The organism is Cryobacterium sp. TMB3-10, assembly GCF_004402305.1.
Classification (GTDB): Bacteria; Actinomycetota; Actinomycetes; order Actinomycetales; family Microbacteriaceae; genus Cryobacterium; species Cryobacterium zongtaii.
Genome location: NZ_SOGH01000026.1, coordinates 82,246 through 107,939, shown reverse-complemented (window position 1 = coordinate 107,939; position 25,694 = coordinate 82,246). Strand labels below are relative to the sequence as shown.

At 68.7% G+C, this 25,694-nt stretch carries 23 protein-coding genes and 1 tRNA gene; 18 read left to right on the top strand and 6 right to left on the bottom strand.

Features of this window, described 5'->3' with window-relative positions; all coding sequences use genetic code 11:
- Nucleotides 1–181: 181 nt before the first annotated feature.
- The 3 genes from E3T22_RS14450 (at nt 182) to E3T22_RS14440 (ending at nt 3,377) form a co-directional block, all read left to right on the top strand.
- The gene (locus tag E3T22_RS14450; RefSeq protein ID WP_088454978.1) at nt 182–1,093 is read left to right on the top strand and encodes a 1,4-dihydroxy-2-naphthoyl-CoA synthase; all 912 of its coding nucleotides are present in this window, start codon (nt 182–184) and stop codon (nt 1,091–1,093) included.
- A gap of 8 nt (nt 1,094–1,101) precedes the next feature.
- Nucleotides 1,102–2,259, top strand: a complete 1,158-nt coding sequence (locus E3T22_RS14445) for an AMP-binding protein (RefSeq protein ID WP_174776267.1) — start codon at nt 1,102–1,104, stop codon at nt 2,257–2,259.
- 77 nt (nt 2,260–2,336) lie between these two features.
- Nucleotides 2,337–3,377, top strand: a complete 1,041-nt coding sequence (locus E3T22_RS14440; RefSeq protein ID WP_088454979.1) for a 1,4-dihydroxy-2-naphthoate polyprenyltransferase — start codon at nt 2,337–2,339, stop codon at nt 3,375–3,377.
- A gap of 74 nt (nt 3,378–3,451) precedes the next feature.
- On the opposite strand, the gene E3T22_RS14435 is transcribed toward E3T22_RS14440, so the two are convergent.
- Entirely contained in the window at nt 3,452–3,757 is a 306-nt protein-coding gene (locus E3T22_RS14435) for a DUF4229 domain-containing protein (protein ID WP_088454980.1), read from the bottom strand.
- Between the two features lie 70 nt (nt 3,758–3,827).
- Between E3T22_RS14435 and E3T22_RS14430 the strand changes: the two genes are divergently transcribed.
- The 4 genes from E3T22_RS14430 (at nt 3,828) to E3T22_RS14415 (ending at nt 6,848) form a co-directional block, all read left to right on the top strand.
- On the top strand, nt 3,828–4,262 hold the full coding sequence (locus E3T22_RS14430) for a PLD nuclease N-terminal domain-containing protein (RefSeq protein ID WP_134480915.1): 435 nt from the start codon (nt 3,828–3,830) through the stop codon (nt 4,260–4,262).
- On the top strand, nt 4,255–6,018 hold the full coding sequence (menD, locus tag E3T22_RS14425; protein ID WP_134480914.1) for a 2-succinyl-5-enolpyruvyl-6-hydroxy-3-cyclohexene-1-carboxylic-acid synthase: 1,764 nt from the start codon (nt 4,255–4,257) through the stop codon (nt 6,016–6,018). The genes E3T22_RS14430 and menD overlap by 8 nt, the downstream gene beginning before the upstream one ends.
- A gap of 142 nt (nt 6,019–6,160) precedes the next feature.
- Nucleotides 6,161–6,469, top strand: coding sequence for a hypothetical protein (locus E3T22_RS14420; protein ID WP_103460561.1), 309 nt, complete (start codon nt 6,161–6,163; stop codon nt 6,467–6,469).
- A 19-nt stretch (nt 6,470–6,488) separates the two neighbouring features.
- Nucleotides 6,489–6,848 carry a hypothetical protein gene (locus tag E3T22_RS14415; protein ID WP_134480913.1) on the top strand — a complete coding sequence of 120 codons (360 nt, stop codon included), beginning with the start codon at nt 6,489–6,491 and terminating at the stop codon, nt 6,846–6,848.
- A 157-nt stretch (nt 6,849–7,005) separates the two neighbouring features.
- Here E3T22_RS14415 and E3T22_RS14410 read toward each other — a convergent pair whose 3' ends face one another.
- Nucleotides 7,006–8,238: an isochorismate synthase MenF gene (locus tag E3T22_RS14410; protein WP_241980052.1), complete on the bottom strand. Its 1,233-nt coding sequence runs from the start codon at nt 8,236–8,238 to the stop codon at nt 7,006–7,008.
- Between the two features lie 63 nt (nt 8,239–8,301).
- Between E3T22_RS14410 and E3T22_RS14405 the strand changes: the two genes are divergently transcribed.
- The 4 genes from E3T22_RS14405 (at nt 8,302) to E3T22_RS14390 (ending at nt 12,595) form a co-directional block, all read left to right on the top strand.
- A complete protein-coding gene (locus E3T22_RS14405) occupies nt 8,302–9,027 on the top strand; it encodes a class I SAM-dependent methyltransferase (protein WP_241980050.1) in 726 nt (241 codons plus the stop codon).
- A 31-nt stretch (nt 9,028–9,058) separates the two neighbouring features.
- Nucleotides 9,059–10,129: a polyprenyl synthetase family protein gene (locus E3T22_RS14400; protein WP_088454984.1), complete on the top strand. Its 1,071-nt coding sequence runs from the start codon at nt 9,059–9,061 to the stop codon at nt 10,127–10,129.
- A gap of 10 nt (nt 10,130–10,139) precedes the next feature.
- The gene (locus E3T22_RS14395; RefSeq protein ID WP_088454985.1) at nt 10,140–11,537 is read left to right on the top strand and encodes an FAD-dependent oxidoreductase; all 1,398 of its coding nucleotides are present in this window, start codon (nt 10,140–10,142) and stop codon (nt 11,535–11,537) included.
- A gap of 71 nt (nt 11,538–11,608) precedes the next feature.
- Nucleotides 11,609–12,595 carry an alpha/beta hydrolase gene (locus tag E3T22_RS14390; RefSeq protein WP_088454986.1) on the top strand — a complete coding sequence of 329 codons (987 nt, stop codon included), beginning with the start codon at nt 11,609–11,611 and terminating at the stop codon, nt 12,593–12,595.
- Nucleotides 12,596–12,670: 75 nt separating this feature from the next.
- Here the strand turns inward: E3T22_RS14390 and E3T22_RS14385 are convergent, their stop codons facing one another.
- Both E3T22_RS14385 and E3T22_RS14380 read right to left on the bottom strand, forming a co-directional pair.
- The gene (locus E3T22_RS14385; protein ID WP_088457811.1) at nt 12,671–13,159 is read right to left on the bottom strand and encodes a YajQ family cyclic di-GMP-binding protein; all 489 of its coding nucleotides are present in this window, start codon (nt 13,157–13,159) and stop codon (nt 12,671–12,673) included.
- Between the two features lie 49 nt (nt 13,160–13,208).
- Entirely contained in the window at nt 13,209–14,225 is a 1,017-nt protein-coding gene (locus tag E3T22_RS14380) for a LacI family DNA-binding transcriptional regulator (RefSeq protein ID WP_088454987.1), read from the bottom strand.
- Nucleotides 14,226–14,381: 156 nt separating this feature from the next.
- Between E3T22_RS14380 and E3T22_RS14375 the strand changes: the two genes are divergently transcribed.
- The 3 genes from E3T22_RS14375 (at nt 14,382) to E3T22_RS14365 (ending at nt 16,980) form a co-directional block, all read left to right on the top strand.
- Nucleotides 14,382–14,463 (top strand) — tRNA-Tyr (locus E3T22_RS14375).
- Nucleotides 14,464–14,563: 100 nt separating this feature from the next.
- Entirely contained in the window at nt 14,564–15,397 is an 834-nt protein-coding gene (locus E3T22_RS14370) for an inositol monophosphatase family protein (protein ID WP_088454988.1), read from the top strand.
- Between the two features lie 245 nt (nt 15,398–15,642).
- Nucleotides 15,643–16,980, top strand: coding sequence for a M23 family metallopeptidase (locus E3T22_RS14365; protein ID WP_133159696.1), 1,338 nt, complete (start codon nt 15,643–15,645; stop codon nt 16,978–16,980).
- Nucleotides 16,981–17,110: 130 nt separating this feature from the next.
- Here the strand turns inward: E3T22_RS14365 and E3T22_RS14360 are convergent, their stop codons facing one another.
- A complete protein-coding gene (locus tag E3T22_RS14360) occupies nt 17,111–17,872 on the bottom strand; it encodes a GTP pyrophosphokinase family protein (RefSeq protein WP_240632336.1) in 762 nt (253 codons plus the stop codon).
- A 130-nt stretch (nt 17,873–18,002) separates the two neighbouring features.
- Entirely contained in the window at nt 18,003–19,673 is a 1,671-nt protein-coding gene (locus E3T22_RS14355; protein WP_134480912.1) for a glycoside hydrolase family 13 protein, read from the bottom strand.
- Between the two features lie 173 nt (nt 19,674–19,846).
- Here E3T22_RS14355 and E3T22_RS14350 point away from each other — a divergent pair, with 173 nt between their 5' ends.
- The 4 genes from E3T22_RS14350 (at nt 19,847) to E3T22_RS14335 (ending at nt 25,687) form a co-directional block, all read left to right on the top strand.
- The gene (locus E3T22_RS14350) at nt 19,847–21,079 is read left to right on the top strand and encodes a maltose ABC transporter substrate-binding protein (protein ID WP_088454990.1); all 1,233 of its coding nucleotides are present in this window, start codon (nt 19,847–19,849) and stop codon (nt 21,077–21,079) included.
- Nucleotides 21,080–21,179: 100 nt separating this feature from the next.
- On the top strand, nt 21,180–22,805 hold the full coding sequence (locus E3T22_RS14345) for an ABC transporter permease subunit (protein WP_088454991.1): 1,626 nt from the start codon (nt 21,180–21,182) through the stop codon (nt 22,803–22,805).
- 1 nt (nt 22,806) lies between these two features.
- Nucleotides 22,807–23,724, top strand: a complete 918-nt coding sequence (locus tag E3T22_RS14340) for a sugar ABC transporter permease (RefSeq protein ID WP_088454992.1) — start codon at nt 22,807–22,809, stop codon at nt 23,722–23,724.
- Nucleotides 23,725–23,731: 7 nt separating this feature from the next.
- Nucleotides 23,732–25,687, top strand: coding sequence for a glycoside hydrolase family 13 protein (locus E3T22_RS14335; RefSeq protein WP_134480911.1), 1,956 nt, complete (start codon nt 23,732–23,734; stop codon nt 25,685–25,687).
- The last annotated feature ends 7 nt before the right edge of the window (nt 25,688–25,694 follow it).

The window sequence follows — 25,694 nt, the reverse complement described above, 5'->3', positions numbered from 1 at the left end:
TCGGGTGACATAAGTACACAACTCGGCGTCAAGCCCGTTCAAGGGGTTGACGGGGAAGCCGCCGAGGAGGTACACCTGAATAGCCCTCATGTCTGGTGTGAGCGGTCCCAGCTGTATATCGGTCCATGTCAGGACCCGGCGACCAACCCGGCAGCCTGAGCCTGCCGCGTAGTCTGGTGCCATGCCCGAACTGGTTTCAGAGATCTTCGACCCGACCCAGTGGCGTTCGGTGGATGGCTTCGGCGCTCTTGCCGACATCACCTATCACCACGACCTCACCGGCCGCATCGCCCGCGTGGCCTTCAACCGGCCGGAGGTGCGCAACGCCTTCAGGCCGCAAACCGTCGACGAACTCTACGCCGCCCTCGAGGACGCCCGCACCAATCCGCACATCGGCGTGGTGCTGCTCACCGGCAACGGCCCGAGCGCGCGCGACGGTGGCTGGGCGTTCTGCTCCGGCGGCGACCAGCGCATCCGCGGCAGGGACGGCTATAAGTACGGTGAGGGCGAGACCGCCAGCGGCATCGACAAGGCCAGGGGCGGCCGGCTGCACATCCTCGAGGTGCAGCGTCTGATCCGTTTCATGCCCAAGGTCGTCATCGCCGTGATCCCCGGCTGGGCGGCGGGCGGCGGGCACTCCCTGCACGTGGTCTGCGACCTCAGCATCGCCAGCGCCGAGCACGGCAAGTTCAAGCAGACGGATGCCGATGTCGGCTCCTTCGACGGCGGCTACGGCAGCGCATATTTCGCCCGCCAGGTGGGCCAGAAGGCTGCCAGGGAGGTCTTCTTCCTCGCCCGCGAGTACTCGGCCCAACGGGCTCTCGAGATGGGCGCGATCAACGCCGTCGTCCCGCACGCCGAGCTGGAGAACGAGGCGCTGGACTGGGCGCGCACAATTCTGACCAAGTCGCCCACGGCCATCCGGATGCTCAAGTTCGCCTTCAACGCCGTGGACGACGGCATGGTCGGGCAGCAGGTCTTCGCGGGTGAGGCCACCCGCCTGGCCTACGGCACCGACGAGGCCGTCGAGGGCCGGGACTCGTTCCTTGAGAAGCGCGAACCGGACTGGTCGCCGTACCCCTGGCAGTTCTAGGGGATGCGGTGAGGCCCGTCCGCGCCGTTCCCGCCGGGGATCCGCTGCACCTGCTGACCGAGTTGCGCCTGGCGCTCTCCGCCACGGGTGACGCGCTGCTACCGGTGCCGGTGCCGTCGCCTACGGCCGACAACGGAACCGGGGCCGACCGGGCCGGGCTCGGACCGGTGCCGCGCCGAGTGGCCGTGGTGATCGAAACATCGGGCTCGACGGCCGCGCCCAAACGGGTGATGCTCAGCACCGACGCGTTGCTCGCCTCCGCGGCAGCGTCGAGCGTGGCCCTCGGCGGCGACGGCCAATGGTTGCTCGCCCTGCCCGCCCACTACATCGCCGGCGTGCAGGTGCTCGTGCGGTCGATCGTGGCCGGCACCGAACCCGTTCTGCTGCCGCCCGGCCACTTCGATCCCGTCGTCTTCGCCGAGTACGCCCGCCGCCTCGTCGAACCGTTGCGGTTCACCTCGCTGGTTCCCGTGCAGCTGGCCCGGCTGCTGGATGCCGCCGACGCCGACCCGGCGATCCTGACCGTGCTGCGGCGCTTCACCGGCATCCTCGTGGGCGGCCAGGCCGTGGCCCCGGCACTGATCGACCGGGCCGAACGGCAGAAGATCCGCGTGTTGCGCACCTACGGTTCGTCCGAGACCGCCGGCGGCTGCGTGTACGACGGCGTCCCGATCGGCAACACCTTGGTGCGTGCCGTCGACGGGCAGCTCGAGATCAGCGGAGCGGTACTCGCCGACGGGTACCTCGGCGTTGAGGATCGCACCGGCGACAGATTCCGGGACGACCACGGCGTGCGCTGGTACCGCACGGGCGACCTGGGTGCGGTCGCCGTCGACGGCACCGTGAGCGTCACCGGCCGGGCCGACAACGTGATCGTCTCCGGCGGTGAGAAAGTGTCGCTCGATGCCGTCGAGGCCCTCGTGCGCAGCCTCCCCGGGCTGGGCGAGGCCGTCGTGGTGCGCGCCGCCGACCCGGTCTGGGGGCAGACACCGGTGGTGGTGCTGGTAGCCGCTGCGCCGCCGGCGTTGGAAGCCGTGCGCGCCGCCGCGGCCTCGGCTCTGGGCCGCGCCGCCCGCCCCTCTCGCATCGTGACCGTCGAGACCCTCCCGCTCCTGGCCTCGGGAAAGCCGGACCGGCAGGCGTTGGAAGCGTTCATCGCACGCTGAGGGCCCGGCCCGCGGGACCGCCCGACGGCCCGGCGGTGACCCGGCGGAGACCCGAATGCGGCCGGTAACATGAGGGCGTGGCACATGGAGCGCGGCCGAACGAGCCGAAACAACAGAAGTCCCGTCAGACCAGCCAGAACGGCGCCCGGAACACGGCACCGACCGGGCCCAAGTACCCGGCGAAGTCGGGCAACCCGGCCCGGAAGAACTCTGCGAGGACCGGACCCGCACGCAGCGGGCCGGCAACTGCCGGCGACTGGATCTCCGGCGCGCGCCTCCGCACCTTGCCGCTGGCCGTCGCGCCGGTGGCGCTGGGAACCGGAGCCGCTGTCGTGGCCGGTGGCGCCGGCGAGTTCCACTGGGTGCGGGCACTGCTCGCGCTGGTGGTGGCGGTGAGCCTGCAGATCGGTGTGAACTACGCGAACGACTATTCCGACGGCATCCGCGGCACCGACAACCACCGGGTCGGCCCGGCTCGCCTCACCGGTGGGGGAGCCGCCAAGCCCCGCGCCGTGCTCACCGTGGCGCTGGCCTTCTTCGGCATCGCCGCCGTCGCCGGCCTGGTGCTCGTGGTGGTGAGCCAGTACTGGTGGTTGCTCGCCGTGGGCGCCCTGGCCATCGTGGCGGCCTGGTTCTACACCGGCGGTAAGAAGCCGTACGGCTACCTGGGCCTGGGCGAACTGTTCGTGTTCGTCTTCTTCGGCCTGGTGGCCACGGTCGGCACCACCTACGTGCAGGTGGGCACCGTCAACCTGGAGAGCTGGCTGAGCGCCGTCGCCATCGGCCTGATCGCCTGCGCGGTGCTGATGGTGAACAACCTGCGCGACATCAAGCCGGACAAGGCCGCCGGCAAGCGCACCCTCGCCGTGTGGATCGGCGCCCGGGCATCCCGCGTGGTGTTCTGCGTGTTCCTGCTGGTGCCCTTCGCCATCGCGGGCTTCTTCGCGCTGTTCTACCCGCTGGCCTGGCTCACCTTCTTCGTGCTGCTCCTGGTGCTGCCGGCCTGCCTGATCGTGGCGACCGCGAAGACGGCGAAGGAACTGATCCTGGTGCTCAAGCTCACCAGCTTGGCGGCGCTGCTCTACGGCATCACGCTCGGGCTGGCCTTCGCCCTGTAACGGCACAACTGTTGCCCGCAGCGGCAACAGGTAGCGTCGAGCCGCCCGCTCAGCGGATGACTACGAGCGGACGACTACGGCGCGGGCGGGGTGCGGCCGACGTTGGTCTGAGAAGCCGCGGCGCGGTCGACGGCGGCGTCCTCCGACTCGGCATCCGGGTGCACGGGCTCCTTGTCGCGGTGCCGCACCTCGTAAAGACCGCGGGCCACCGTTTCGCGCCGGGCGCGAAGGAAAATGTAGGACAGGCACAGGCCGATCACCGCGGCGAGCAGCGCCGCCAACCAGCCCTCGATGCCCAGCAGTGACAGCACCACGAAGGGCACGACGAACATCAGGACGCGGAGCACGGTGAAGACCAACCAGGCCGGAACAGCTTTCATACTTGCAGCTTAAACCGTGCCGCTGAGAGTACTCACCGATCTCTCGGCTGACCGGCCTACAATTAGCAGCATGTTCCGCCTGTTGTTCGGCCTCGGAGTCGTCGTCGTCATTCTCACCGTGTATGCGGTGGTGGATTGCGCGCTGTTCGACCGCAATCGTATACGTGGCGTGCCCCGGTGGGCCTGGATCCTGATGATCATCCTGCTGCCGGTGATCGGCGCCGTGCTGTGGCTGGTGATCGGTCGCGGCCGCCGCAGCACCGCCGCGAACACCGGCGGCCGGGTCACCCGGTCGATGGCCCCCGACGACGACTCCGACTTCCTGCGCGGCCTGGACCGCGTGAAGGACCAGGACCAGCGCATCCGCGATCTCGAGCAGGAACTGGCCGACTTCGACAAGATGGACCCGCCGGCCGACGACACATCCCATCCCGGCACCGCCGGAGTCGACCCCAAGAAGATCGAACCCGGTGAGGGTGACCAGCCGGGCCGACGGGATGCCTGAGACCACCGACGTTTCCGGCTCGACCACCCTGCCTGACACCGCACTCGTGCGTCCGGTCGCGCCGAGCGGCAGCCCCGCCACCGACTTCAGCGTGGCATTGTTGGCCGAGTTCGTGAGCCTCGGTGTGCGCGACATCGTGCTCAGCCCGGGGTCACGGTCCCAGGCGCTGGCGCTGGCAGCCACCGAATTCGAACGGCTCGGCCTGCTGCGCCTGCACGTGCGCATCGACGAGCGCGGGGCGGGCTTTCTCGCGCTCGGGCTCGCCATCGAGAGCGGTCGCCCCGCTCTGGTGGTCTGCACCTCCGGCACCGCTGTGGCCAACCTGCATCCCGCGGTGCTCGAGGCACACCATTCCGTGGTGCCCATGATCCTGCTCACCGCCGACAGGCCGGCCGAGCTGCGGGGCATCCGTTCGAACCAGACCACCGTGCAGCCGGGGATCTTTGCGGAGGCCGTGCGTCTCTGCGAGGACGTGGCAGCCCCCGACGGAACCGTGGGGGAGTCTGGCACCGCGCTCGCCCTGGCCCGGCTGGCCTACGCGACGGCGCTGGGCACCCAGACGAACAACCCCGGCCCCGTGCAGCTGAACCTGGCGTTCCGTGAGCCGTTGTCGGCCGCCGTCGAGCTCGAGGCCGTCGCCGCTGCTGCGTCCCTGCCGGGCCGGCCGGATGCGGCGGCGCCCGCCGATCCGCCGCATCCGTTGCCGCCGGGTCCCCGCACCGTCGTCGTCGCCGGCGCCGGTGCCGGGCCGGCCGCGGAGGAGCTGGCCCGACTCGCCGGCTGGCCGCTGATCGCCGAGGTCTCCAGCGGCGCCAGGTTCGGTCCGAACCTCGTCGTGGCCTACCGCGAACTGCTCGGGGACGCCGACTTCGGCGGCCAGGTGCAACGCGTGATCGTGTTCGGCCACCCCACCCTCAGCCGGGAGATCCCGGCGCTCGTGCTGCGTGAAGCCGTACAGACCATCGTCGTGGCCCCGGCCGGCCTCGAGTGGTACAATCCCGGGCACCGGGTAGCGAGGTTCGCGCGCGCCGTTGCCGCCACCGACGAGGCGATCGCCGTAGCGGGAACCCGCGAGGCCAGGGCCTGGGTGGGCCGGTGGGTGATGGCGAGCCGGAGCATCCTGGCCGAGGACACCGAGCTCGACGCCCCGGCCTTCAACACCCACGGCCTGTCCAAGGCCGAGTTCGCGGCGATGAAGGCCCCGGTCACCCGGGCAATGCTCGCCGACGCCGTGTGGCGCGCCTCCTGGCCGCACGACCGCCTGGTGCTGGGCGCGTCCCGGCTGATCCGCGAGCTGGACAGCCGGGTGGCGGGCAAGAAGATCCCCGTGCACGCCAACCGTGGTCTGGCCGGCATCGACGGCACCATTGCCACGGCGCTGGGCATCGCGTTGGCCAGCCAGGCGGGCCCGCATCCGCTGTCGACGGGCACGACCCGGCTGCTCGTCGGCGACGTGACCCTGCTGCACGACGCCGGCTCACTGCTGATTGCGCCCGGTGAGGTGCGACCGCGGCTGCAGGTGATCGTGGGCAACGACGGCGGCGGCACCATCTTCGACGGCCTCGAGGTGGCGACCACCGCAGCCCCGTCTGCCATCGACAGAGTGCTCTTCACCCCGCAGCAAGTGAATCTCGAGGCTCTCGCCACCGCCTACGGCTGGGACTACGCGCGGGCGGCGACCCGCAGCACCCTGGAGAGCGCCCTGACGGCGCCGGTGGCCCGCCCGACCCTGCTCGAGGTCCCCCTGGCCCGCTAACTGGAAGCCGGCCTTTTGTGTTGCCGGTGCGGACACGTGCGCCCGGCTGCGCTCTGCGCGACAGGCGGTGCGGGGCGTTGGCGGGTTTGGTACCGTTGCACTCGTTCCGTGCCAGACGTGCGGAACGGCCAAGGAGTGCCCCATGCCCGGTAGGACCGTACCACCCGCACCCGCCGCCTCTCCGCCGGCCAGGGTCAAGGCAGACACGCTCGCCCTGTCCGCCATGATCGTCGGCGTCGTCGCATTCCTCTGCGGCTGGATGCCCGTGCTCGGCCTGATCATCGGCAGCGTCGGCGTGATCCTCGGCCTCCTGGCCAGGCGGCGCTCGAACCGTCCGGAGCTCGGCCTGACCGCTCTGATCCTCTCGATCCTGGCGGTATTGACCAACATCGTCGTCGACGTGATCGTGGTCGTCCTCATTGTGACCCAGGCCAACAACCTGCCCGCCTAGGCCCGCGGTACGGTGCACCATGAGCGCGAACTCACCATGGAAGGCCCCGGCCGCATCGAGCGTCGGCGTACCTGTGCGCCATCATCCCGCGCAGACGGCGGCGCCGAAGTCCGCTGGCGAAGCCGGAGCAGATGCGCTCGGTGTGTGGGCGCTCGTTGTCGGCATGGTGGCGTTCCTCTTCGGATGGTTTCCGGTGTTCGGTCTGGTGCTCGGAGTGACCGGAGCAATTCTGAGCGTGCTCGCCAAGAGGCGATCGAATCGGCGCAACTTCGGCCGGATCGGCCTGATCTTTTCGTTGTGGGCGGTGGTGTTCAACATCGGCATGATCATCTTCATGGTGATGACACTCGTGCAGACCGCCAGCAACCTGCCCGGATAGGCCTGTCCGTGCCGGCTCGGCCGCGCGAAACATCCGCCAAATGGGCCCGCTACGGACAATTGCGTCCGGTGTGCCGGGACCATTTGTCCAGAGCGGGAACAGTTGCGGTCGGCGACTGGCCGGCGGATGACCGGATGCCCGAGCGCCCGAGCGGCTGTCAGCCGAAGGCCTCGACAACGGGGCGGAACTTCATCTTGGTTTCGGCCAGCTCACGGTCGGGGTCCGAGTCCAGGACGATGCCGCAGCCGGCGTACGCCGTGATGTTGCCGGTGGGGGACACCTGTGCGCAGCGCAGCGCGATGGCCCACTCGCCGTCGCCGTCCGCGCCGACCCAGCCCACCGGGCCGGCGTAGCGACCGCGGTCGAACGGCTCCAACTCGCGGATGAGCGCGAGAGCGTCCAGCGTGGGGGTGCCGGCGACCGCCGCGGTCGGGTGCATCGCCGCGATCAGGTCGAGGGAGGTGGACCCGTCGCTCAGGGTGCCCTCGACGTCGGTGGCCAGGTGCCACAGGTTGGGCAGCTTCACCGTGAACGGGATCTCACTCGTGGTGAGCACCGAGGTGTGCGGACGTAGCGCGGCGAGCACACTCTGCACGGCGAACTCGTGTTCGTCGCCGTCCTTGCTCGAGGTGGCCAGCGCGAGGGCGGCCTCGAGGTCGGCCGCGGCATCCGCCCCGCGGGAAATGGTGCCGGCCAGCACGCGGGCGTTGACCTCGTTGTGGTCGGCCCGGATCAGGGTCTCCGGGCTGGAACCGACGAGTCCGTCGACGGCGTATGTCCAGCAGTCCGGGTAGCCCAGGGCCAGTTCGGTCAGCAGCAGACGCAGGTCGGACTCGGCGGGCAGCCGGCCGACGAGGTCGCGGGCGAGCACCACTTTGCTCAGCTCCTGGGCGCCGATGTGGTCCACCGCGGCGGCGACGGCCGCCCGGTAGTCGGCCGGCTTCAGGGCGCCGGGCAGCAGGGAGATGCGGTACTCGTCACCGAGCGGGTGCAGCGCCAGCGGAATCTCGGGGGCGGCCTGGCCGGTGGGCCAGATCCGGGTGACCCAGCACTGACCGTCCTCGCGGCCCACGATCAGCTCGGGGACGATGAGCACGCTGGTCTGGCTGGAGGAGTCGTCGAAGGCGAAGGTGCCGAAGGCCAGCAGGCCGGTGCCCGTGCGCGCCAGCGGGTCGGTCACCGTGGCGGCCGCGACGACATCGCGCCAGGCTGCGGCGGCATCCGTCATGCGGGTGGGCCCGGAGAACTCCAGGCGCAGGGCCGTGCCGATGCCGGCGAGGCCCTGGTTGCGGCGCATCCAGAGCAGCGGCTGCCGCTCGTCGAGCAGCAGGATCAGCTGGCGAATGTCGGCAATCGGGGAGGTCTCAACCGTTAGAGCTGGCGCATTCACTTGTCTACCCTAAGCCCGCGCCCGCGGATACCCGGGCCGCGCGTCGCAATCTAGACTGGACCGGTGAGTAGAGCAGATCTAAATAAGCAGCCCGCGCAGGTCGCCGCCATGTTCGATTTGGTCTCGACCCACTACGACCGCACCAACGCGTTGCTCTCGGTGGGCAACGCCTCGTTGTGGCGCGTCGCCACGACCAGGGCCGTCAACCCGCGCCGCGGCGAGCGGATCCTCGACATCGCCGCCGGGACCGGCACCTCCAGCGTGGCCCTCGCGCACACCGGCGCGCACGTGGTGGCCGCCGACTTCTCCGCGGGCATGATCAAGGTGGGCCGCGAACGGCACGCGGACAACCCCAACGTTGAGTTCGTGCAGGCGGATGCCACCCAGCTGCCGTTCAAGGACGGCGAGTTCGACGCCGTCACCATCTCGTTCGGCCTGCGCAACGTGGTGGAGCCCAAGAAGGCCCTCGCGGAGTTCTACAGGGTCACCAAGCCCGGCGGCCGCGTGGTCATCTGCGAGTTCTCCACCCCGCCCGTCGCGCCCATCCGGGTGGGCTACTTCGCCTACCTCAATCATGTGATGCCGCGCATCGTGAAGCTGGCGTCCTCCAACGCCGAGGCCTACGACTACCTGGGCGAGTCCATCGCGGCCTGGCCGAACCAGCCCACCCTCAGCGCCTGGCTGCGCGACGCCGGATACGATGCCGTGGCGTACCGCAACCTCAGTCTCGGTATCGTGGCTCTGCACCGCGGAATCAAGACCGAGCACGCCCCCGCTTCAACCTCCTGAAACTCCCAGATCCGATCGTTAGGCTGACAGAGTGAAATTGACCGCCCCCGTGGCCCGCCGGAGCCCGTCGGTAACGTCGCAGCTGGGCCTGAGCGATCGAATCTTCTCCACCCCCGCCGACCGCGGCCTGGCTGCCAGCATCGACAAAGGCCTCGAAGAGGTGAAGACGACCCTGCTGGGTGAACTCGTCTTCGCCGACGAGATCGCCGCCGTGACCAGCCGGTACCTGCTCGACGCCGGCGGCAAGCGCGTGCGCCCGATGCTCGCGCTGCTCACCTCCCACCTCGGCGACGGCACCATCCCCGACGTGGTCCGCGCGGCCGCCGCCATCGAGATCACCCACCTCGCCTCGCTGTACCACGACGACGTCATGGACGATGCCGAGAAGCGCCGCGGCGTGCCCAGCGCCCAGGTGGTCTGGGGCAACTCCATCGCCATCCTCGCCGGCGACCTGCTCTTCTCCCGCGCCAACCAGCTGATGGGCAGACTCGGCGAACGCGCGGTGCGCCTGCAGGGCGACACCTTCGAACGCCTGGTGCTCGGCCAGCTGCACGAGACCGTCGGACCCAAGGACGGCGAGGACCCGATCGAGCACTACATCCAGGTGCTCGCCGACAAGACCGGCTCCCTGATCGCCGCCGCCGCCCAGGCCGGGATCATCTTCTCCAACGCTCCCGAGAAATTCGAGGAGCCCGTCGTGCTCTTCGGCGAGCGGATCGGTGTCGCCTTCCAGCTCATCGACGACGTGCTCGACCTGTCGCCGCAGCCCGAGGCGACCGGCAAGGTGCCCGGCACCGATCTGCGCGCCGGGGTCGCCACCCTGCCGCTGCTGCGCCTGCGTGAGCGTGCGGCAACGGATGTGCGCGCCGCCGACCTGGCCGCCCGCCTCGAGGCCGATGTGATGAGCAGCGCCGGCGTGGCCACCGAGGCCGCCGACTCCGCCATCACGGCTCTGCGCGAACACGACGTGACCACCCAGACCCTCGCGGAGGCTCACGGTTGGGCCCGTGATGCCGTTGCCGCCCTTGCCCCCCTGCCGAACGGCTCGGTCAAGAAGGCGCTCACCCGCTTCGCCGAGACCATCGTCGAGCGATCCAGCTAGAAAGGCTTCCATGACCAAGTTGCGATTGGCCATCGTCGGTGCGGGCCCCGCCGGCATCTACGCCGCAGACATCCTCCTGAAGGCCGAGCGAAACTTCGACGTTTCCATCGACCTGTTCGACCACCTGCCGGCCCCCTACGGGCTGGTGCGTTACGGCGTGGCGCCGGACCACCCCCGCATCAAGGGCATCATCAACGCGCTCCGCGACGTACTGGATCGCGGCGACATCCGCCTGTTCGGGAACGTGCGCTACGGCACCGACATCACCCTCGATGACCTCAAGAAGCACTACAACGCGGTCATCTTCGCCACCGGCGCCGTGCACGACGCCAACCTGCCCATCCCCGGCATCGAACTCGAGGGCTCCTATGGCGCCGCGAGGTTCGTGAGCTGGTTCGACGGCCACCCCGACGTGCCGCGCACCTGGCCGCTCGAGGCAAAGTCCGTCGCGGTGATCGGCAACGGCAACGTCGCCCTCGACGTCTCCCGCATGCTCGCCAAGCACGCCGACGACCTACTGCCCACCGAGATCCCGGCCAACGTCTACGACGGACTCAAGGCCTCCCCGGTGACGGATGTGCACGTGTTCGGGCGCCGAGGCCCCACCTCGGTGAAGTTCACCCCGCTGGAGCTGCGCGAACTCGGCGAGCTGCCCGACGTGGACATCATCGTCTACGACGAGGACTTCGACTACGACGACGCCGCCCGCGCGGCGGTGGCCAGCAACAAGCAGGTCTTCGTGATCGACAAGGTGCTCAACCAGTGGCGGAAGCGCGAGACCGGCCAGGCATCGCGTCGGCTGCACCTGCACTTCTTCGCCCGACCGGTGGAGGTCACCGACGACGGCAACGGCCACGTCGGCGGCTTCCGGTATGAGCGCACCGCACCGGATGGCCATGGCGGTGTGCACGGCACCGGCGAGATCCGCGAGCTGCCGATCCAGGCCATCTACCGGGCGGTCGGCTACTACGGCTCGTCGTTGCCCGGCATCCCGTTCGACAAGAAGCGCGGCGTGATCCCCAACCGCGAGGGCCAAGTGCTCTGGAAGGGTGAGCCCGGCTTCGAGTCCAGCACCGGCAGCCAGCAGATGTACGGCGTCTACGCCACCGGCTGGATCAAGCGCGGACCGGTGGGCCTGATCGGGCACACCAAGTCCGACGCGATGGAGACCGTGCGGCACCTGATCAACGACGTCGGCAACTGGTGGCGGCCAGAAGCGCCCGAGGAGCAGAGCATCGTGGAGCTGCTGGAGTCCCGCGGCGTGGCGTACACCAACCTCGACGGCTGGCACCACCTCGACCAGCACGAGCTGGCGCTCGGCGCCGAGCAGGGCCGTGTGCGCGTCAAGGTCGTCCCGCGCCACGAAATGGTCGAGGTCTCCCGAGCCCAAGTCCCCGCCGAACTGTAGGCAAGCGGCGAGCCGTGAGCAAAGCACCGAAAATCGAACGATTCGGGGGCTTAGCTCACGGCTCGCGTGCTGTGGCCTGGCAGGACGACATCCTGGGCAGTGACTACCAGGCAGCTACCCTGCCGCTGGGCAGCGACGGCGAAGGGGAGGTCGTCGCCACGCTGGTGCGGCACCGCCCGCCCCTGACCGACCTGGTGTCGCCGGCGGCCCCGGCGCACGGCACCGATGTGCTCTACCTGCACGGATGGTCGGACTACTTCTTCCAGACCGGCCTCGCCGAGCACTGGCACGGTCTCGGCGCCCGGTTCTACGCCCTCGATCTGCGGAAGTACGGGCGCAGCCTGCGGGAGCATCAGACACCCGGCTTCGTGGCCGACCTGGCCACCTACGACGCCGACATCGAAGCCGCCCTTGCCGCGATGGGCCACGGCGAAAACGCCGAACGGCCCTCGCGGCGGCGGCTGGTGCTGATGGGGCACTCCACCGGCGGCCTCACCCTGAGCCTGTGGGCCTCCAGGCACCCGGGGCGGGCCCATGCGCTCGTGCTGAACAGCCCGTGGCTGGAGTTTCAGGCCGGCGGTGTGGGCCGGGCCTTCATCACGCCGCTCGTGCAGCTGGGCGCCCGCGTGCAGCCGCTGGGCACCCTGCCCCAGGTGGACCTGGGCTTCTACAGCCGCTCGGTCTCGTCCGAGTTCGACGGCGAGTGGTCCTACGAACCACGCTGGCGCCCGCCGCGCGGTTTCCCACCGCCCCGGGCCTGGCTGAACGCGGTGCTCGAGGGACACGCCGCCGTGGCGGCCGGACTGGGCATCGAGGTGCCTATCCTCACGCTGCTGTCGGCGCGGTCCACGATCCTGCCGCGCTGGAGCGAGCAGATGCGGCACAGCGACAGCGTCCTGGTGGTGAACGACATCGCCAGGGCCGCCGTGCGGCTGGGTGCGACGGTGACGGTGGCGCGCATCGAGGGAGCCCTGCACGACGTCGTCCTCTCCGCCGAGGCGCCGCGCGAAGCGGCCTACGCCGCCCTCACCCGGTGGCTCCGCGCCTACGCGCCCTGACCATCCGCGAACCGTGAGAAAAGCCCCAGATCTCGGAAGATTCTGGGGCTTAAGTCATAGTTCGCGGAAGGGGAACTAGCGGAAGTTGACGAACTGGAGGGCCACGTCGAGGTCCTTGCCCTTGAGCAGGGCCATCGTGGACTGCAGGTCGTCGCGGCTCTTCGAGCTCACGCGCAGTTCGTCGCCCTGAATCTGGCTCTTGACGCCCTTGGGGCCCTCGTCGCGGATGATCTTGTTGATCTTCTTCGCGTTCTCCTGGTCGATTCCGGCCTTCATGCTGGCCTCGATGCGGTACTCCTTGCCCGACGGGTACGGCTCACCGGCGTCGAGGCTGCGCAGCGAGATGCCGCGCTTGATCAGCTTCGACTCGAACACCTCGAGGATCGCCTTGACGCGCTCCTCGGTGTTCGCCTTCATGAGCACCTTCTCGCCGCTCATTTCGATGGATGCCCCGACGTTCTTGAAGTCGTAGCGCTGCGCCACCTCTTTGTGAGCCTGGTTGAGCGCGTTGTCGATCTCCATGGGGTCGACCTTGCTGACGATGTCGAACGTAGAATCTGCCATGAGAGCCATGTTACCGAGAAGGGCCGGATGCCGCCCGACGGCGCTCTGATCAGTCGCCGGGGCGTGCCGTACTCGAGCGCACGATCAGCTCGAACGGCATCGGAGTGTTCAGGGCCGCCTGGTCGTGCTGGCCAGGATGCAGCTGGTCCATCAGGATCTCCACGGCCTTGGCGCCCTGGCCCTGCGGGAACTGCGCGATGGTGCTCAGGCCGAAGAAGTCCGCCAGTTCGTGGTCGTCGATGCCGATCACCGAGACGTCCCGCGGCACGACCAGGCCCAGGTCCCGAGCGGCCAGGATGCTGCCGATCGCCATCTCGTCCGACGCGGCGAAGATCGCCGTCGGACGGTCGTGCGGGCTGCCCAGCAGCTGCTTCGCCGCCTGGTAACCGCCACGGATGGTGAAGTCGGCCGGTTGGAACAGCTCGGGGGCCACGCCGATACCGGCGGCTTCCAGGGCAGCCTCGTAGCCGAAGCGCCGGTTGGTGGGCAGGTGGAAGTCGAGGTCGTAGTCCTTGGTGCCGCCGATGTGGGCGATCCGGGTGTGGCCGAGCGCGAGCAGGTGCTCGGTGGCGAGCCGGGCCACGGCCGCGTCGTCGATGGTCAGGGTGCGCACGCCCGTGATCGGGCCGCCGACGCCCACGAGCGGCTTGCCGAGCGCGTGCAGCCTGGCCACCTCGCTCTCGGTCAGTTCCAGCGAGATCGCGATCACGGCATCCACCCGCTGACGGAGCAGGAAGTGCTCGAAGACGCTGCGGCGCTCGTCGCCGCCGCCGGTGAGGTTGTAGAGGGTGAGGTCGTAGCCGTTGTGCAGCAGTTCCTTCTGAGCGCCCTCGACGACGCTGGAGAAGAACCACCGATTCAGGAACGGCACGACCACGCCGATGTTCTTCATGCGACCCGACGCCAGGCTGGACGCGTTCGACGACACCACGTAGCCCAGCTCCAGGGCCGCGGCCTTGACCTTGAGCCTGGTCGTGGGCGACACGTGGCCGTTGCCGCTCAGGGCGCGCGAAACCGTGGCGGTGGAGACGCCCGCGCGACGGGCGACCTCGTCGATTCCGACCATTCGGGTTCCTAACCGGCGTGCAAGAGGGGGTGTGAAGTGATCATATCCACCGGTTCGGCGCCCGGCCGCCCACCCTGATTTCGCACTTGGGCCCTTCGGCTTGTATTCTGTCTGAGCGTCTCCGGTCACGTGGCTACATATGGCCGGGTATGCACTGGCGAGTTACCCAAGCGGCCAAAGGGATCTGACTGTAAATCAGACGGCGTAGCCTTCGTGAGTTCGAATCTCGCACTCGCCACAGCAAGAATGGGGCAAGACCAGCACCACCACAACGCGCCGGGCCTCCGGCGCGTTTGTGCGTTAACCCGCCCGTTACCGCTCGGGCGTACCGTGGTCAGATGACCCCTTCCGCCACGACCGAACTGCTCACCCTCGCCCAGGAGACCGCGATGGTGGCCGGAGAGCTCGCCCGTCGCCGGCGGGCGGAAGGCGTGCAGATCGCCGCGTCGAAGTCGTCCCCGGAGGACGTGGTCACGCTCGCGGACCGGGAGACCGAGGCGCTCATCCGCGGCCTGCTCGCGGATGCGCGACCCGACGACGGCTTCTGCGGCGAGGAGTCCACCGCCACCGCGGGCACCTCCGGACTGACCTGGGTCGTCGACCCCATCGACGGAACCGTCAACTACCTCTACGGCATCCCCTGTTACGCCGTGAGCATCGCCGTGGTCGAGGGCGACGCCGACCCGGCCAGCTGGAGCGCCCTGGCCGGCGCGGTGCGCAACCCGGCGATCGACGAACTGTTCTCCGCCCGCGCCGGCGATGGTGCGCACCTGAACGGGCGCGCGCTGCAGGTGACGAGCGGGGTGCCGTTGTCGTTGGCCCTGTTCGGTACCGGATTCTCCTACGACTCGGTCCGGCGAACCCGCCAGGCGAAGGTCCTGCACGGTCTGATCAGCCAGGTCCGTGACGTGCGGCGGATGGGCGCGGCCTCACTGGACCTGTGCTCGGTGGCCGCCGGCCGGCTGGACCTCTACTACGAGCGCGGATTGCACCCCTGGGATCACGCCGCCGGGGCCCTCGTCGCCACGGAGGCCGGCGCCCGGGTGGGCGCGTTCGGCGCGGACCGTGAAGGCGTCAGCCTTCTCATCGCGGCCGCGCCCGATCTGTACGCCACCGCCGAGCCGCTGCTCGCGAATCTTTTCGAGCAATTTATGGCCGACGACGACATTTGAGAATCGGAGTGCCGCTGACGGCTCCGCACCCGCTGGATGGCGGGGCAGACGCCCGATCCGCTATCACGCCTGGCCCTCCTTGCGCATCCTCCACAGGGAGGGATACACCCCGTGTTCGGGTGTGATTTGCCGACATCAAATGGCCATCCGGCGCTCCGCAAGCTAGCCTTTATCTATTCGTTACTTTGGCTCACGTCAAAACGCGAGCCTCTAGCCCTGTCCAACGCGCCGAAAGTACCCGTCCTTTGTCACGTCACACCCCGTTGTCGGATGCCCCCGCAGCCGACTCCAGTGACCTCTCACAGAGCGACCTCGGCAGCACTGATTCGACCGAGCCGGCCCTCGCACCGCACCGCACGCTCACGCGTCGCGAACAGCGCGAGCTCGAGCGTCGCGCGGAGCTGGCCGCCGAACCGACGCCGGTAACCGAGCCGGCACCCACCGAAACCGCCGACTTTGTTGCCGTCTCCGACGTGGAACCCCAGCCGGTCACCGAGCTGTCGCCCGCGGCGCACCTCCTGGTCGGTGCCGGACTGGCCGAACCTCACCTCGAGACCGTCGTTCTCAAGGAACGCGATCTGGCGCTGCCTGCCGAGCCGGCCTACGAGCAGATCCCAAGCGACGTTTCCCCGAACACCACGACCACGACGATCATCCTGCCGTCTCGCGCGGCCCTGCGTGCCCAGCTGCGCGCCGTGCAGGCGATCGACGACCAGGCGCCGGCCGGCGAGCCTGCTGCGGCGTCACAGGCCCGCACGGAGCCGAGTGAGCCGGAGCACACGCTGCCCGCCTTCGTTCCTCGCACCCGGGCCCTACCGTCCTCCGCCAAGCCCGGTGTGGCATCGGCACGTTCGGGACACCACCGTATGCGCATGCTGGCCACCAAGGGTGGGTCGATCATCGCGATGACCTTCGTCGCACTGATGGCCGTCGCCACCTCGATCCCCGCCGAGGCGCTGCTGTCCTCCAGCGACGTGCAGGCCGCGGCCCTCGAAGCCAAGAAGCCCACGAGCGGCGCCGACCCCGCCCAGGTCATCAACCTGGCCAACGGCACAGACACCATCACCGTCGAACAGGACAGCTACCAGTCGCAGTCCATCGCCGAGGTCGCGGCGGCGAGCGGCATCCGTATGGAAGACACGTTCAGCAACAACCCGAACGGAACCATCCAGTGGCCGTTCGCGGTCGGCGTGCACGTGGGCGACCAGTTCGGCTACCGCAACTGCGCAGGCTGCTCGGTCAACCACGGCGGCCAGGACTTCAACCCCGGCCTCGGCGCCCCCACCCAGGCAATCGCCGACGGTGTGGTCAGCTTCACCGAGGACGGCGAGGGCAGCCTCGGCGTGCACATGATCATCGATCACATGATCGACGGCAAGCTGGTCTCCAGCGTCTATGCGCACATGATCCACGGCTCGATGCTGCTGAAGACCGGTGACGTCGTCAAGGTCGGCCAGGTCCTCGGCAAGGTCGGCTCCACGGGCATGTCGACGGGCCCGCACCTGCACTTCGAGATCCGCCTCGGTGGTATCAACGGCACCAAGACCGACCCGCTCGCCTGGCTCTACGCCAACACCAACTAGCTCGCGCTTCGCCTGATCTCGACAGGCTCGATCAACGGCGGTCTCGCGCCCCAGGCATCCCGCGAGAGCGGTCAGGTGGCCGCTTCGCGGGCGTCGAGGCGACCAGAAGCCCGCTTTCGCGAGGTCCGGGTCAGGCTTCTTTGGCGAGAAACGCCTCGAGCAGCGACCGGGGGAGCGGGAACGGTGCGACGCCGTCCGCCCCGTGCTGGGCCGGCCGTGCCTCTCGCGGCGTCACGGGCTCGGACGCTTCGCCCAACGACACGACCTGGTCGTGCAGGCGTTCCATGTCGATGTCGAGCCGGTTGGCCACGTCGGCGGCCTGCTTGAGCTCACCCACCAGCGCGGTCGGCACCGCGCCGTCGTACTTGTAGAAGATCTTGTGCTCGAGACTCGCCCAGAAATCCATGGCCACGGTGCGGATCTGCACCTCGACGGTGACGGGCTGCACCCGGTCGGACATGAACACCGGGATCGCCGCGATCAGGTGCAGGCTCTTGTAGCCGTTGGGCTTGGGGTTCTTGATGTAGTCCTTGACCTGCAGCACAGTGATGTCCCGTTGACCGGTGAGCATCTCGAGCACCCTGTAGGTGTCCGAGATGAAGCTGCAGGTGATCCGGATGCCCGCGATGTCCTGGATGTTCTCGCGGATGCCCTCGAGGTCCAGCGGGTAACCCTTGCGGTTGGCCTTCTTGAGGATGCCCTCCGGCGACTTGAGCCGGTGGCTGACGTGCTCGATCGGGCTGTAGTCATGGATCGCGCTGAATTCTTCCTTGAGGATGTTGACCTTGGTCATCATCTCGTCGGTCGCGAACTTGTACGACATCATGAACCGGGTGAGCTCGGTCCGGATTTCCCGGAGGTCACTGGGCCATTCGACAACCTGGTCAGTCACGAGCGCTCCCCAATCAACGGCGGCCCAGCGAACGCCGGTGGCCACCTCGAGTCTGCCATCCCCCGCATCGGTACTCGCTGGGAGCGAGCTGCGAGCGGGGGAGTGGCGACTACTCGGTGATGCGAGGTGGTCAGCCCTGCAGCCAGGCCGTGGTGTCACCCGGCAGCGTGCGCCCGGTGAGGGTGGCGCTGGAAAGCAGCACATCGCCGGCGGGCAGCTCGATGGGCTGGTCGCCGGTGTTGGCGACCACCACGACATTCCGGTTGCGGAATACGAGCACGTCCTCGCTGGGCGAGGGCAGCCAGTCCACCGAGCCGAAGCCGAGTTCGTTCGCGCGGCGCAGGGCGAGGGCATCGGTGTAGAGCTCGAGGGTCGAGCCCTCCACACCGGCCTGCGCGTCGCGGGCCAGGGTGGCCCACTCGGCGGGCTGGGGCAGCCAGCTCTGGGCGCTCGGCCCGAAGCCGTACGACGGCTCGGCGCCTTCCCACGGGATGGGCACCCGGCAGCCGTCGCGGCCGTAGCGCTCACCGTTGGTGCGGAACCAGGTGGGGTCCTCCCGCGACGAATCGGGCAGGTGGATGACCTCGGGCAGGCCGAGTTCTTCGCCCTGGTAGATGTAGCTCGACCCCGGCAGCGCGAGCATCAGGGCGGATGCGGCGCGGGCGCGACGCAGTCCCACCTCGGTGTCCGGCAGGCCGACGGTGTTCGGGCCGATGCCGTGACCCTGCAGGTTGTCGGCGGTGAGCGCGAGCCTGGACGCGTGGCGCACGACATCGTGGTTGGAGAGCACCCAGGTGCTCGGCGCGCCAACGGAGCTGAACGCGGCGAGCGAATCGTCGATCACGCGGCGGAGCGCGGGAGCCTGCCACGGCGTCTCCAGGTAGGCGAAATTGAAGGCCTGGTGCATCTCATCCGGACGCACCCACTGCGCTACCCGCTCGAGCGGGTCGACCCAGGCCTCAGCGGCCAGGATCCGGTCACCGTCATACTCGTCGAGCACGATGCGCCAGTCGCGGTAGATGTCGTGCACGCCGTCCTGGGCCCAATACGGGGCTCCGGCGACGGGCTCCGCCACAACGCCGGGTTCGAGCGCGGTGGTCGCGCCGCCCATGCTGCCGCCGTCGACGGGCGGGGTGTAGTCGGGCAGGCCCTTGGCCTTGATCATGCCGTGGGCGACATCCACCCTGAATCCGTCGACGCCGCGGTCCAGCCAGAAGCGAAGCACATCCCGGAACTCGGCGCGCACCCACTCGTTGTCCCAGTCGAAGTCGGGCTGGGTGGTGTCGAAGAGGTGGAGGTACCACTGGCCGGGGGTGCCGTCCGGGTCGGTCGTGCGGGTCCAGGCGTTGCCGCCGAACACGGACTCCCAGTTGTTCGGCGGAAGCTCACCGTTCTCGCCCAGGCCGTCGCGGAAGATGTAGTGGCCGCGCTCTTCGCTGCCGGGGCCGGCGGCCAGTGCGGCCTGAAACCACGGGTGGTCGCTCGAGGAGTGGTTCGGCACGATGTCGACGATCACCCGGATGCCCAGGTCGTGCGCGGCGGCCTGCATCTTGTCGTAGTCGGACAGGGTGCCGAACAGGGGATCGACATCGCAGTAGTCGGAGACGTCATAGCCGGCGTCGCGCTGCGGCGACGTGTAGAAGGGTGACAGCCAGATGGCGTCCACCCCCAATTCGGCGAGCTGCGGCAGCCTGGAGCGGATGCCGGCGAGGTCGCCCATGCCGTCGCCGTTCGCGTCAGCGAACGACCGTGGGTAGATCTGATAGATAACGGCGTTACGCCACCACTCTGTGCCTGTCATGACGGACACACTACGGCATTTTGAGATGCATGCAAGCGCTTCCACAAACGTTGCTGGCGAATGTGGCATCAGAGCTGTCGATAACCACACACTGGGTTGCCAATCGAGGAAATGGCAGGTATACATGTAACCGCTTGCACAAAATGTCAATGTTGATTATGAAAGGCACACCAATGATGGTGAAGAAGAATGGCCTGCTGGCCGCCGGCGCAATTGCCGTCGCAGCGTCCCTGGCCCTGGCCGGCTGCTCGGCCGGTTCGAACTCGGGCGACACCTCGTCGGAGGCCGACTCCAGCGCCCTGACAGTGTGGGTGGACGCCGACCGCGCCGCCGTGCTGAAGGACGCCGCCGCGGCCTTCACCAAGGAGTCCGGCGTCGAGGTCAAGCTGGTGCAGAAGGACTTCGCGAAGATCCAGGAAGAGTTCATCGCCCAGGTCCCCACCGGCAAGGGGCCGGACATCACCGTCGCCGCGCACGACTGGCTCGGTAACTTCGTCAGCAACGGCGTTGTGCAGCCCGTCGAGCTCGGCGACACCGCGGCCGACTACCAGCAGGTCGCCGTCACCGCCATGAGCTACGAGGGCACGACCTACGGCGTTCCGTACTCCATCGAGAACATCGCCCTGCTGCGCAACACCGCGCTGGCCCCCACCGCCCCGGCCACCTTCGACGAGATGACCGCCGCCGGCGTCGCCGCGGGAACCGAATTCCCCTACCTGGTACAGATCGGCCCCGAGGCCGACCCGTACCACCTGTACCCGTTCCAGACCTCCTTCGGGGCCCCGGTGTTCGGCACCAATGCCGACGGCAGCTACAACCCCGATGACCTCACCGTCGGCAACGCCGGCGGAGAGGCCTTCGCCACCTGGCTCGCCGCCGAGGGTGCGGCAGGCCGCATGAGCGTGAACCTCACGGGCGACATCGCCAAGGAGAAGTTCTACGCCGGTGCCTCGCCGTTCCTTCTGACCGGACCGTGGAACGTGCCGGACGCCCAGGCTGCCGGCATCGACGTGTCCGTTGACGCCGTGCCGTCGGCCGGTGGCCAGGCTGCCCAGCCCTTCGTGGGCGTGGCGGGCTTCATGGTGAGCGCCAAGACCAAGAACGCCATCGCGGCGAACGAGTTCCTGGTGAACTACATCGGCAGCGAAGACGTGCAGACCGCACTCTACGAGGTCGGTGGACGTCCGCCGGCACTGACCGCCGCGTTCGAGGCCGCCAGTTCCGACCCCATCACCGCCGGATTCGGCGCCGTCGGCGCCACCGCCGTGCCGATGCCCAACATCCCACAGATGGGCAAGGTCTGGCAGTTCTGGGGCGTCACCGAGGCTGCGATCATCAGCAACCAGGGTGACCCGGTGCAGCTGTGGCAGAAGATGACCGCGGACATCGCCTCCGCCATCGAATAACCAGCACCACCGAGTGCGCCCGGCCCCACCGGGTCGGGCGCACCGCACCATCCGCACGCAGCACCCGCACGATCACCGCCTGGCGGCTAGAGAGCAGACAATGATGACTACCCCCGGAACCGAGCGCGATCGGGCCCAGATCGTCGCCGCCAAGAAATCCCGGCAGGCGGGCCGCATCGCCGAAGCCGCATCCGCGGGCATCAAGGTGCTGCTGGTCAAGGTACTGCTGCTCGGCATCGTCGACGCGATCAGCGTCTACGCGCTCTTCGTGCTCTTCATCAAGCAGGACTGGCTGGTCTTCAGCCTCGTGCTGCTGGTCACCATCGTCGTCAACGGGATCTACTTCCGCGCCAAGGGCCTCCCGGCCAAATACCTCACGCCGGGTCTGATCTTCCTGATCATCTTCCAGATCTTCGTCATCGGCTACTCCGGCTACATCGCCTTCACCAACTACGGCACGGGCCACAACAGCACCAAAGAAGACGCGGTCAACTCGCTGATCCTCTCCTCGCAGGAACGCGTGCCGGACTCACCCAGCTACGCCGTCACCGTGCTCGAACAGGCCGGCGCCTACAGCTTCCTGGTCACCGACCCCGACGGCGAGATCAGCGTCGGCAACCCGGACGCGCCCCTTGAGCGCGTCTCGGATGCCGAGACGGATGCCTCCGGCCAGGCCATCGCCCTGCCCGGCTACACCACGCTGAACTTCTCCGACATCGTGAACAACCAGGAGGCCATCGCCGCTCTCGCGGTCCCCGTCTCCGACGACCCCAACGACGGCAGCCTGCGCACCCCGGACGGCTCCGCCGCCTACCTCTACCTCTCCGACCTCGTCTACGACGAGGCGGCCGGCACCATGACCGACGCCAGCACCGGTGTCGTCTACACCGAAGACCCCTCCCAGGGCTCGTTCATCGCCGAAGACGGCGCCGACCTGCAGCCCGGCTGGAAGGTGGAAGTGGGCCTGGCCAACTTCGCCAAGGCATTCGGCACCGACTCCATCCGCGGTCCGCTGATCAGCGTGACCCTGTGGACCTTCGCCTTCGCGTTCCTGTCGGTGGCCACCACCTTCGCCCTCGGCCTGTTCCTGGCGATCGTGTTCAACGATCTGCGGATGCGCGGCCGCAACGTCTACCGCGTCGTCATGATCCTGCCCTACGCCTTCCCCGCCTTCCTCTCGGCACTGGTCTGGGCGGGCATGCTCAACCCGCAGTTCGGCTTCATCAACCAGGTCCTGTTCGGCGGGGCGGAGATTCCCTGGCTCACCAACGAGTGGCTGGCGAAGTTCAGCATCATCTTCGTGAACCTCTGGCTGGGCTTCCCCTACATGTTCCTGGTCTGCACCGGAGCACTGCAATCCATCCCCGACGAACTGCAGGAAGCGGCCACCGTCGACGGCGCCAAGCCCTGGCAGGTGTTCAGGCTGATCAAGCTGCCGCTGCTGCTCGTCTCGGTCTCCCCGTTGTTGATCGCCTCGTTCGCATTCAACTTCAACAACTTCAACCTCATCTACATGCTCACCAACGGTGGGCCGCGAGACGTGACAGCGGGGGTGAACGTCGGAGCCACCGACATCCTCATCTCGATGGTCTACAAGGTTGCGTTCGTCGGCGCCAACCGGGACTACGGACTCGCGAGCGCCTTCTCGATCCTGATCTTCGTGCTCGTCGCCCTCGTGTCGATCATCAGCTTCAAACAGACCAAGGCGCTAGAGGAGTTGAACTGAGATGACCATCGCCCCGAACATCGCAGCCCCGGACAACCAGGAATACATCCCCGTCAAGCAGCCCTTCAACTTCGGCCGGTGGTTCCGCGCCACCGGCTGGCGCCACCTGGTCGGCGCTGTCATGGTGGTCTTCTCCGCCTTCCCGCTGCTCTACGTGCTCTCCGCGTCGCTGCACCCCGGCGGCACCCTGATCACCGCCAACGGCCTGTTCAGCGAGGTGGACCTGGGCAGTTACGTCACCCTGTTCAACCTGCCGCAGCAGCCGTACGCGGCCTGGTACGGCAACACCCTGCTGATCGGCGGCATCACCTCCGCCGGCACCGTGTTCCTCGGCGCGCTGGCCGCGTACTCGTTCTCGCGGATGCGTTTCACCGGCCGCCGGGCGGGCCTGCTGATGCTGGTGCTCGTGCAGATGTTCCCGCAGCTGCTCGCCGTGGTGGCGATCTTCCTGCTGCTCAACGGCATCTCCGACATCTTCCCGGCCATCGGCCTGGACACCCAGATCGGCCTGATCATGGTGTACCTCGGCGGCGCGCTCGGCGTGAACACCTACCTGATGTACGGGTTCTTCAACACGATCCCGGCCTCCATCGACGAGGCCGCCAAGCTCGACGGCGCCGGCCACGCCCGGATCTTCTTCACCATCATCCTGCGCCTGGTCGCGCCCATCCTCGCCGTGGTCGGACTGCTGTCGTTCGTGGGCACCACCAACGAGTTCGTGATCGCCAGCATCGTGCTGATCACGCCCGAGAAGCAGACCCTCGCGGTGGGCCTCTACCAGTTCGTCTCGCAGGAGTTCTCGAGCAACTACTCGGTCTTCGCGGCCGGCGCGGTGCTCGCGGCCCTGCCCGTGATGGCGCTGTTCCTCTGGTTGCAGAAGTACATCGTCGGCGGCCTGACGGCCGGATCGGTCAAGTAACCGCCGGATGCTCCCGCACCAGCCGCTCCCGCACCGCCTGCTCCCGCACAGCCCCAAGCCGCTCCTCGCCCTTCCGCACCATGACGGCTCGCCGCTCTACGTCTCAACCCAGGCGCCGGCCCTCGGCGACACCGTCACCGTGCGGCTGCGCATCCCGACCGCCTTCGGGGACGTGGCGACGGTGCGTACCCGGGCCAACCCCGACCGGGAACCGCGCTTCGAAGACGCCCGGCGGCTCGGGGGCGCCGGCGCGCCGGACCACGGCTACGCCTGGTGGGCCGCGGACCTGGTGGTGGAGAACCCGGTGCACGGCTACAGGTTCCTGCTCGGCATGGCCGACGGCGGCCACTGGTGGCTGAACGCCAGCGGTCTGCACGACATCGAAACCCTCGACTCCGAGGACTTCAAGCTCGTCGCCCACCCGGCCCCGCCGGACTGGGCGGCGACCAGCATCATGTACCAGGTCTTCCCCGACCGGTTCGCGCGGTCCGCCGCCGCCGATCACCGCGAGGCGCCGGACTGGGCGATTCCGGCCGAGTGGAACGACGCCGTCGACCAGCTCCCGCCAGGCCGTTCGCACCAGTTCTACGGCGGCGACCTCGACGGCATCACCGAGCACCTCGACCACCTCGAGCGTCTCGGTGTGACCCTGCTCTACCTCACGCCGGTGTTCCCCGGCCGCTCCAACCACCGCTACGACGCGGCCAGTTTCACCGAGGTCGACCCGCAGCTGGGCGGCGACGCGGCGCTGATCCGGCTCGTCGAAGCCGCGCACGCCCGCGGGTTGCGGGTGATCGGCGACCTCACCGCCAACCACTCCGGCCACGGCCACGAGTGGTTCCAGGCCGCGCACCACACCCCGGCGGCTCCGGAGAGCGCCTTCTACTACTGGCTCGACCCCGAGCAGCGCGACTACCAGTCCTGGCTGGGGGTGCCAGAGCTGCCCAAGTTCAACTGGAACTCAAGGGAGCTTCGCCGCCGGTTCATCGACGGCCCCGACTCGGTGGTGGCCAAATGGCTCAAGCCGCCATTCCATCTGGACGGCTGGCGCATCGACGTGGCGAACATGACCGGCCGACTCGGCGACGAAGACCTCAACGCCGAGGTGCGCCAGGCCATCCGCCGCACCATGATCGAGGTGAACCCCGACACGATCCTGCTCGGCGAATTCACCAACGACGCCTCCGGCGACTTCCAGGGCGACGCCTGGCACGGTGCGATGACCTACGCCAACTTCACCCGGCCGCTGTGGTCGTGGCTGTGCCGGCCCGACCCGGTGCCCTCCTTCTTCGGGCTGCCGCTGGGCAGCATCCCGGCGCACACCGGCGAGCAGTTCCACCGGGCGCACACCCGCTTCGCCGCCGGGTTCCCGTGGCGCACCCGGCTGGCCACCATGAACGCCCTCGACACCCACGACACGGCCAGGTTCCGCACCCACGCCGACGCCGACGCAGTGCCGGTCGCCCTGGGCCTCTCGGTGACCCTGCCGGGCATCCCGGTGGTCTTCGCCGGCGATGAATTCGGCCTGACCGGCGTCGACGGCGAACACTCCCGCACCCCGATGCCGTGGCCCAGCGCGGCCGAGCCGCCCGTCGCCGCGACCATCGACCTGTACGCGTCACTGATCGGCCTGCGCCGTGCCCACGAGGCACTCAGCACCGGCGGACTGCGCTGGCTGCACGTGGGCGATGACGCGCTCGTTTACGTGCGGGAGACCGGGCACGAGTCGGTGTTGCTGCTGGCCACCCGGGCCGCCGCAGAGGTGACCCTGCCCGACTGGGTGCTGCCGGTCGGCGGCCGTGCCGGCGAGCTGCCGCCCGAGGCCGGAACGGCTGTCTGCACGGTCTCCGACACCGGGGTCCGGCTGGTCGCCACGGGCGCATCCTTCACGGCCTGGGTGCTGCCCGGCGTCATAATTGCCCCGGATGGCCCCGCTGTGTCACCGAGGGGTCTCGCGAGGTGATAATGTT

Bases quoted from the DNA above. Each gene is read 5' to 3' on its own strand.
- E3T22_RS14430 (WP_134480915.1), top strand. From the start codon at position 3,828: ATGTTCCGCCTGTTGTTCGGCCTCGGAGTCGTCGTCGTCATTCTCACC.
- E3T22_RS14415 (WP_134480913.1), top strand. From the start codon at position 6,489: ATGAGCGCGAACTCACCATGGAAGGCCCCGGCCGCATCGAGCGTCGGC.
- E3T22_RS14355 (WP_134480912.1), bottom strand. From the start codon at position 19,673: ATGACAGGCACAGAGTGGTGGCGTAACGCCGTTATCTATCAGATCTAC.
- E3T22_RS14395 (WP_088454985.1), top strand. From the start codon at position 10,140: ATGACCAAGTTGCGATTGGCCATCGTCGGTGCGGGCCCCGCCGGCATC.
- E3T22_RS14420 (WP_103460561.1), top strand. From the start codon at position 6,161: ATGCCCGGTAGGACCGTACCACCCGCACCCGCCGCCTCTCCGCCGGCC.
- E3T22_RS14350 (WP_088454990.1), top strand. From the start codon at position 19,847: ATGATGGTGAAGAAGAATGGCCTGCTGGCCGCCGGCGCAATTGCCGTC.
- E3T22_RS14335 (WP_134480911.1), top strand. From the start codon at position 23,732: ATGCTCCCGCACCAGCCGCTCCCGCACCGCCTGCTCCCGCACAGCCCC.
- E3T22_RS14370 (WP_088454988.1), top strand. From the start codon at position 14,564: ATGACCCCTTCCGCCACGACCGAACTGCTCACCCTCGCCCAGGAGACC.
- E3T22_RS14345 (WP_088454991.1), top strand. From the start codon at position 21,180: ATGATGACTACCCCCGGAACCGAGCGCGATCGGGCCCAGATCGTCGCC.
- E3T22_RS14385 (WP_088457811.1), bottom strand. From the start codon at position 13,159: ATGGCAGATTCTACGTTCGACATCGTCAGCAAGGTCGACCCCATGGAG.
- E3T22_RS14380 (WP_088454987.1), bottom strand. From the start codon at position 14,225: ATGGTCGGAATCGACGAGGTCGCCCGTCGCGCGGGCGTCTCCACCGCC.
- E3T22_RS14340 (WP_088454992.1), top strand. From the start codon at position 22,807: ATGACCATCGCCCCGAACATCGCAGCCCCGGACAACCAGGAATACATC.
- menD (WP_134480914.1), top strand. From the start codon at position 4,255: ATGCCTGAGACCACCGACGTTTCCGGCTCGACCACCCTGCCTGACACC.
- E3T22_RS14435 (WP_088454980.1), bottom strand. From the start codon at position 3,757: ATGAAAGCTGTTCCGGCCTGGTTGGTCTTCACCGTGCTCCGCGTCCTG.
- E3T22_RS14450 (WP_088454978.1), top strand. From the start codon at position 182: ATGCCCGAACTGGTTTCAGAGATCTTCGACCCGACCCAGTGGCGTTCG.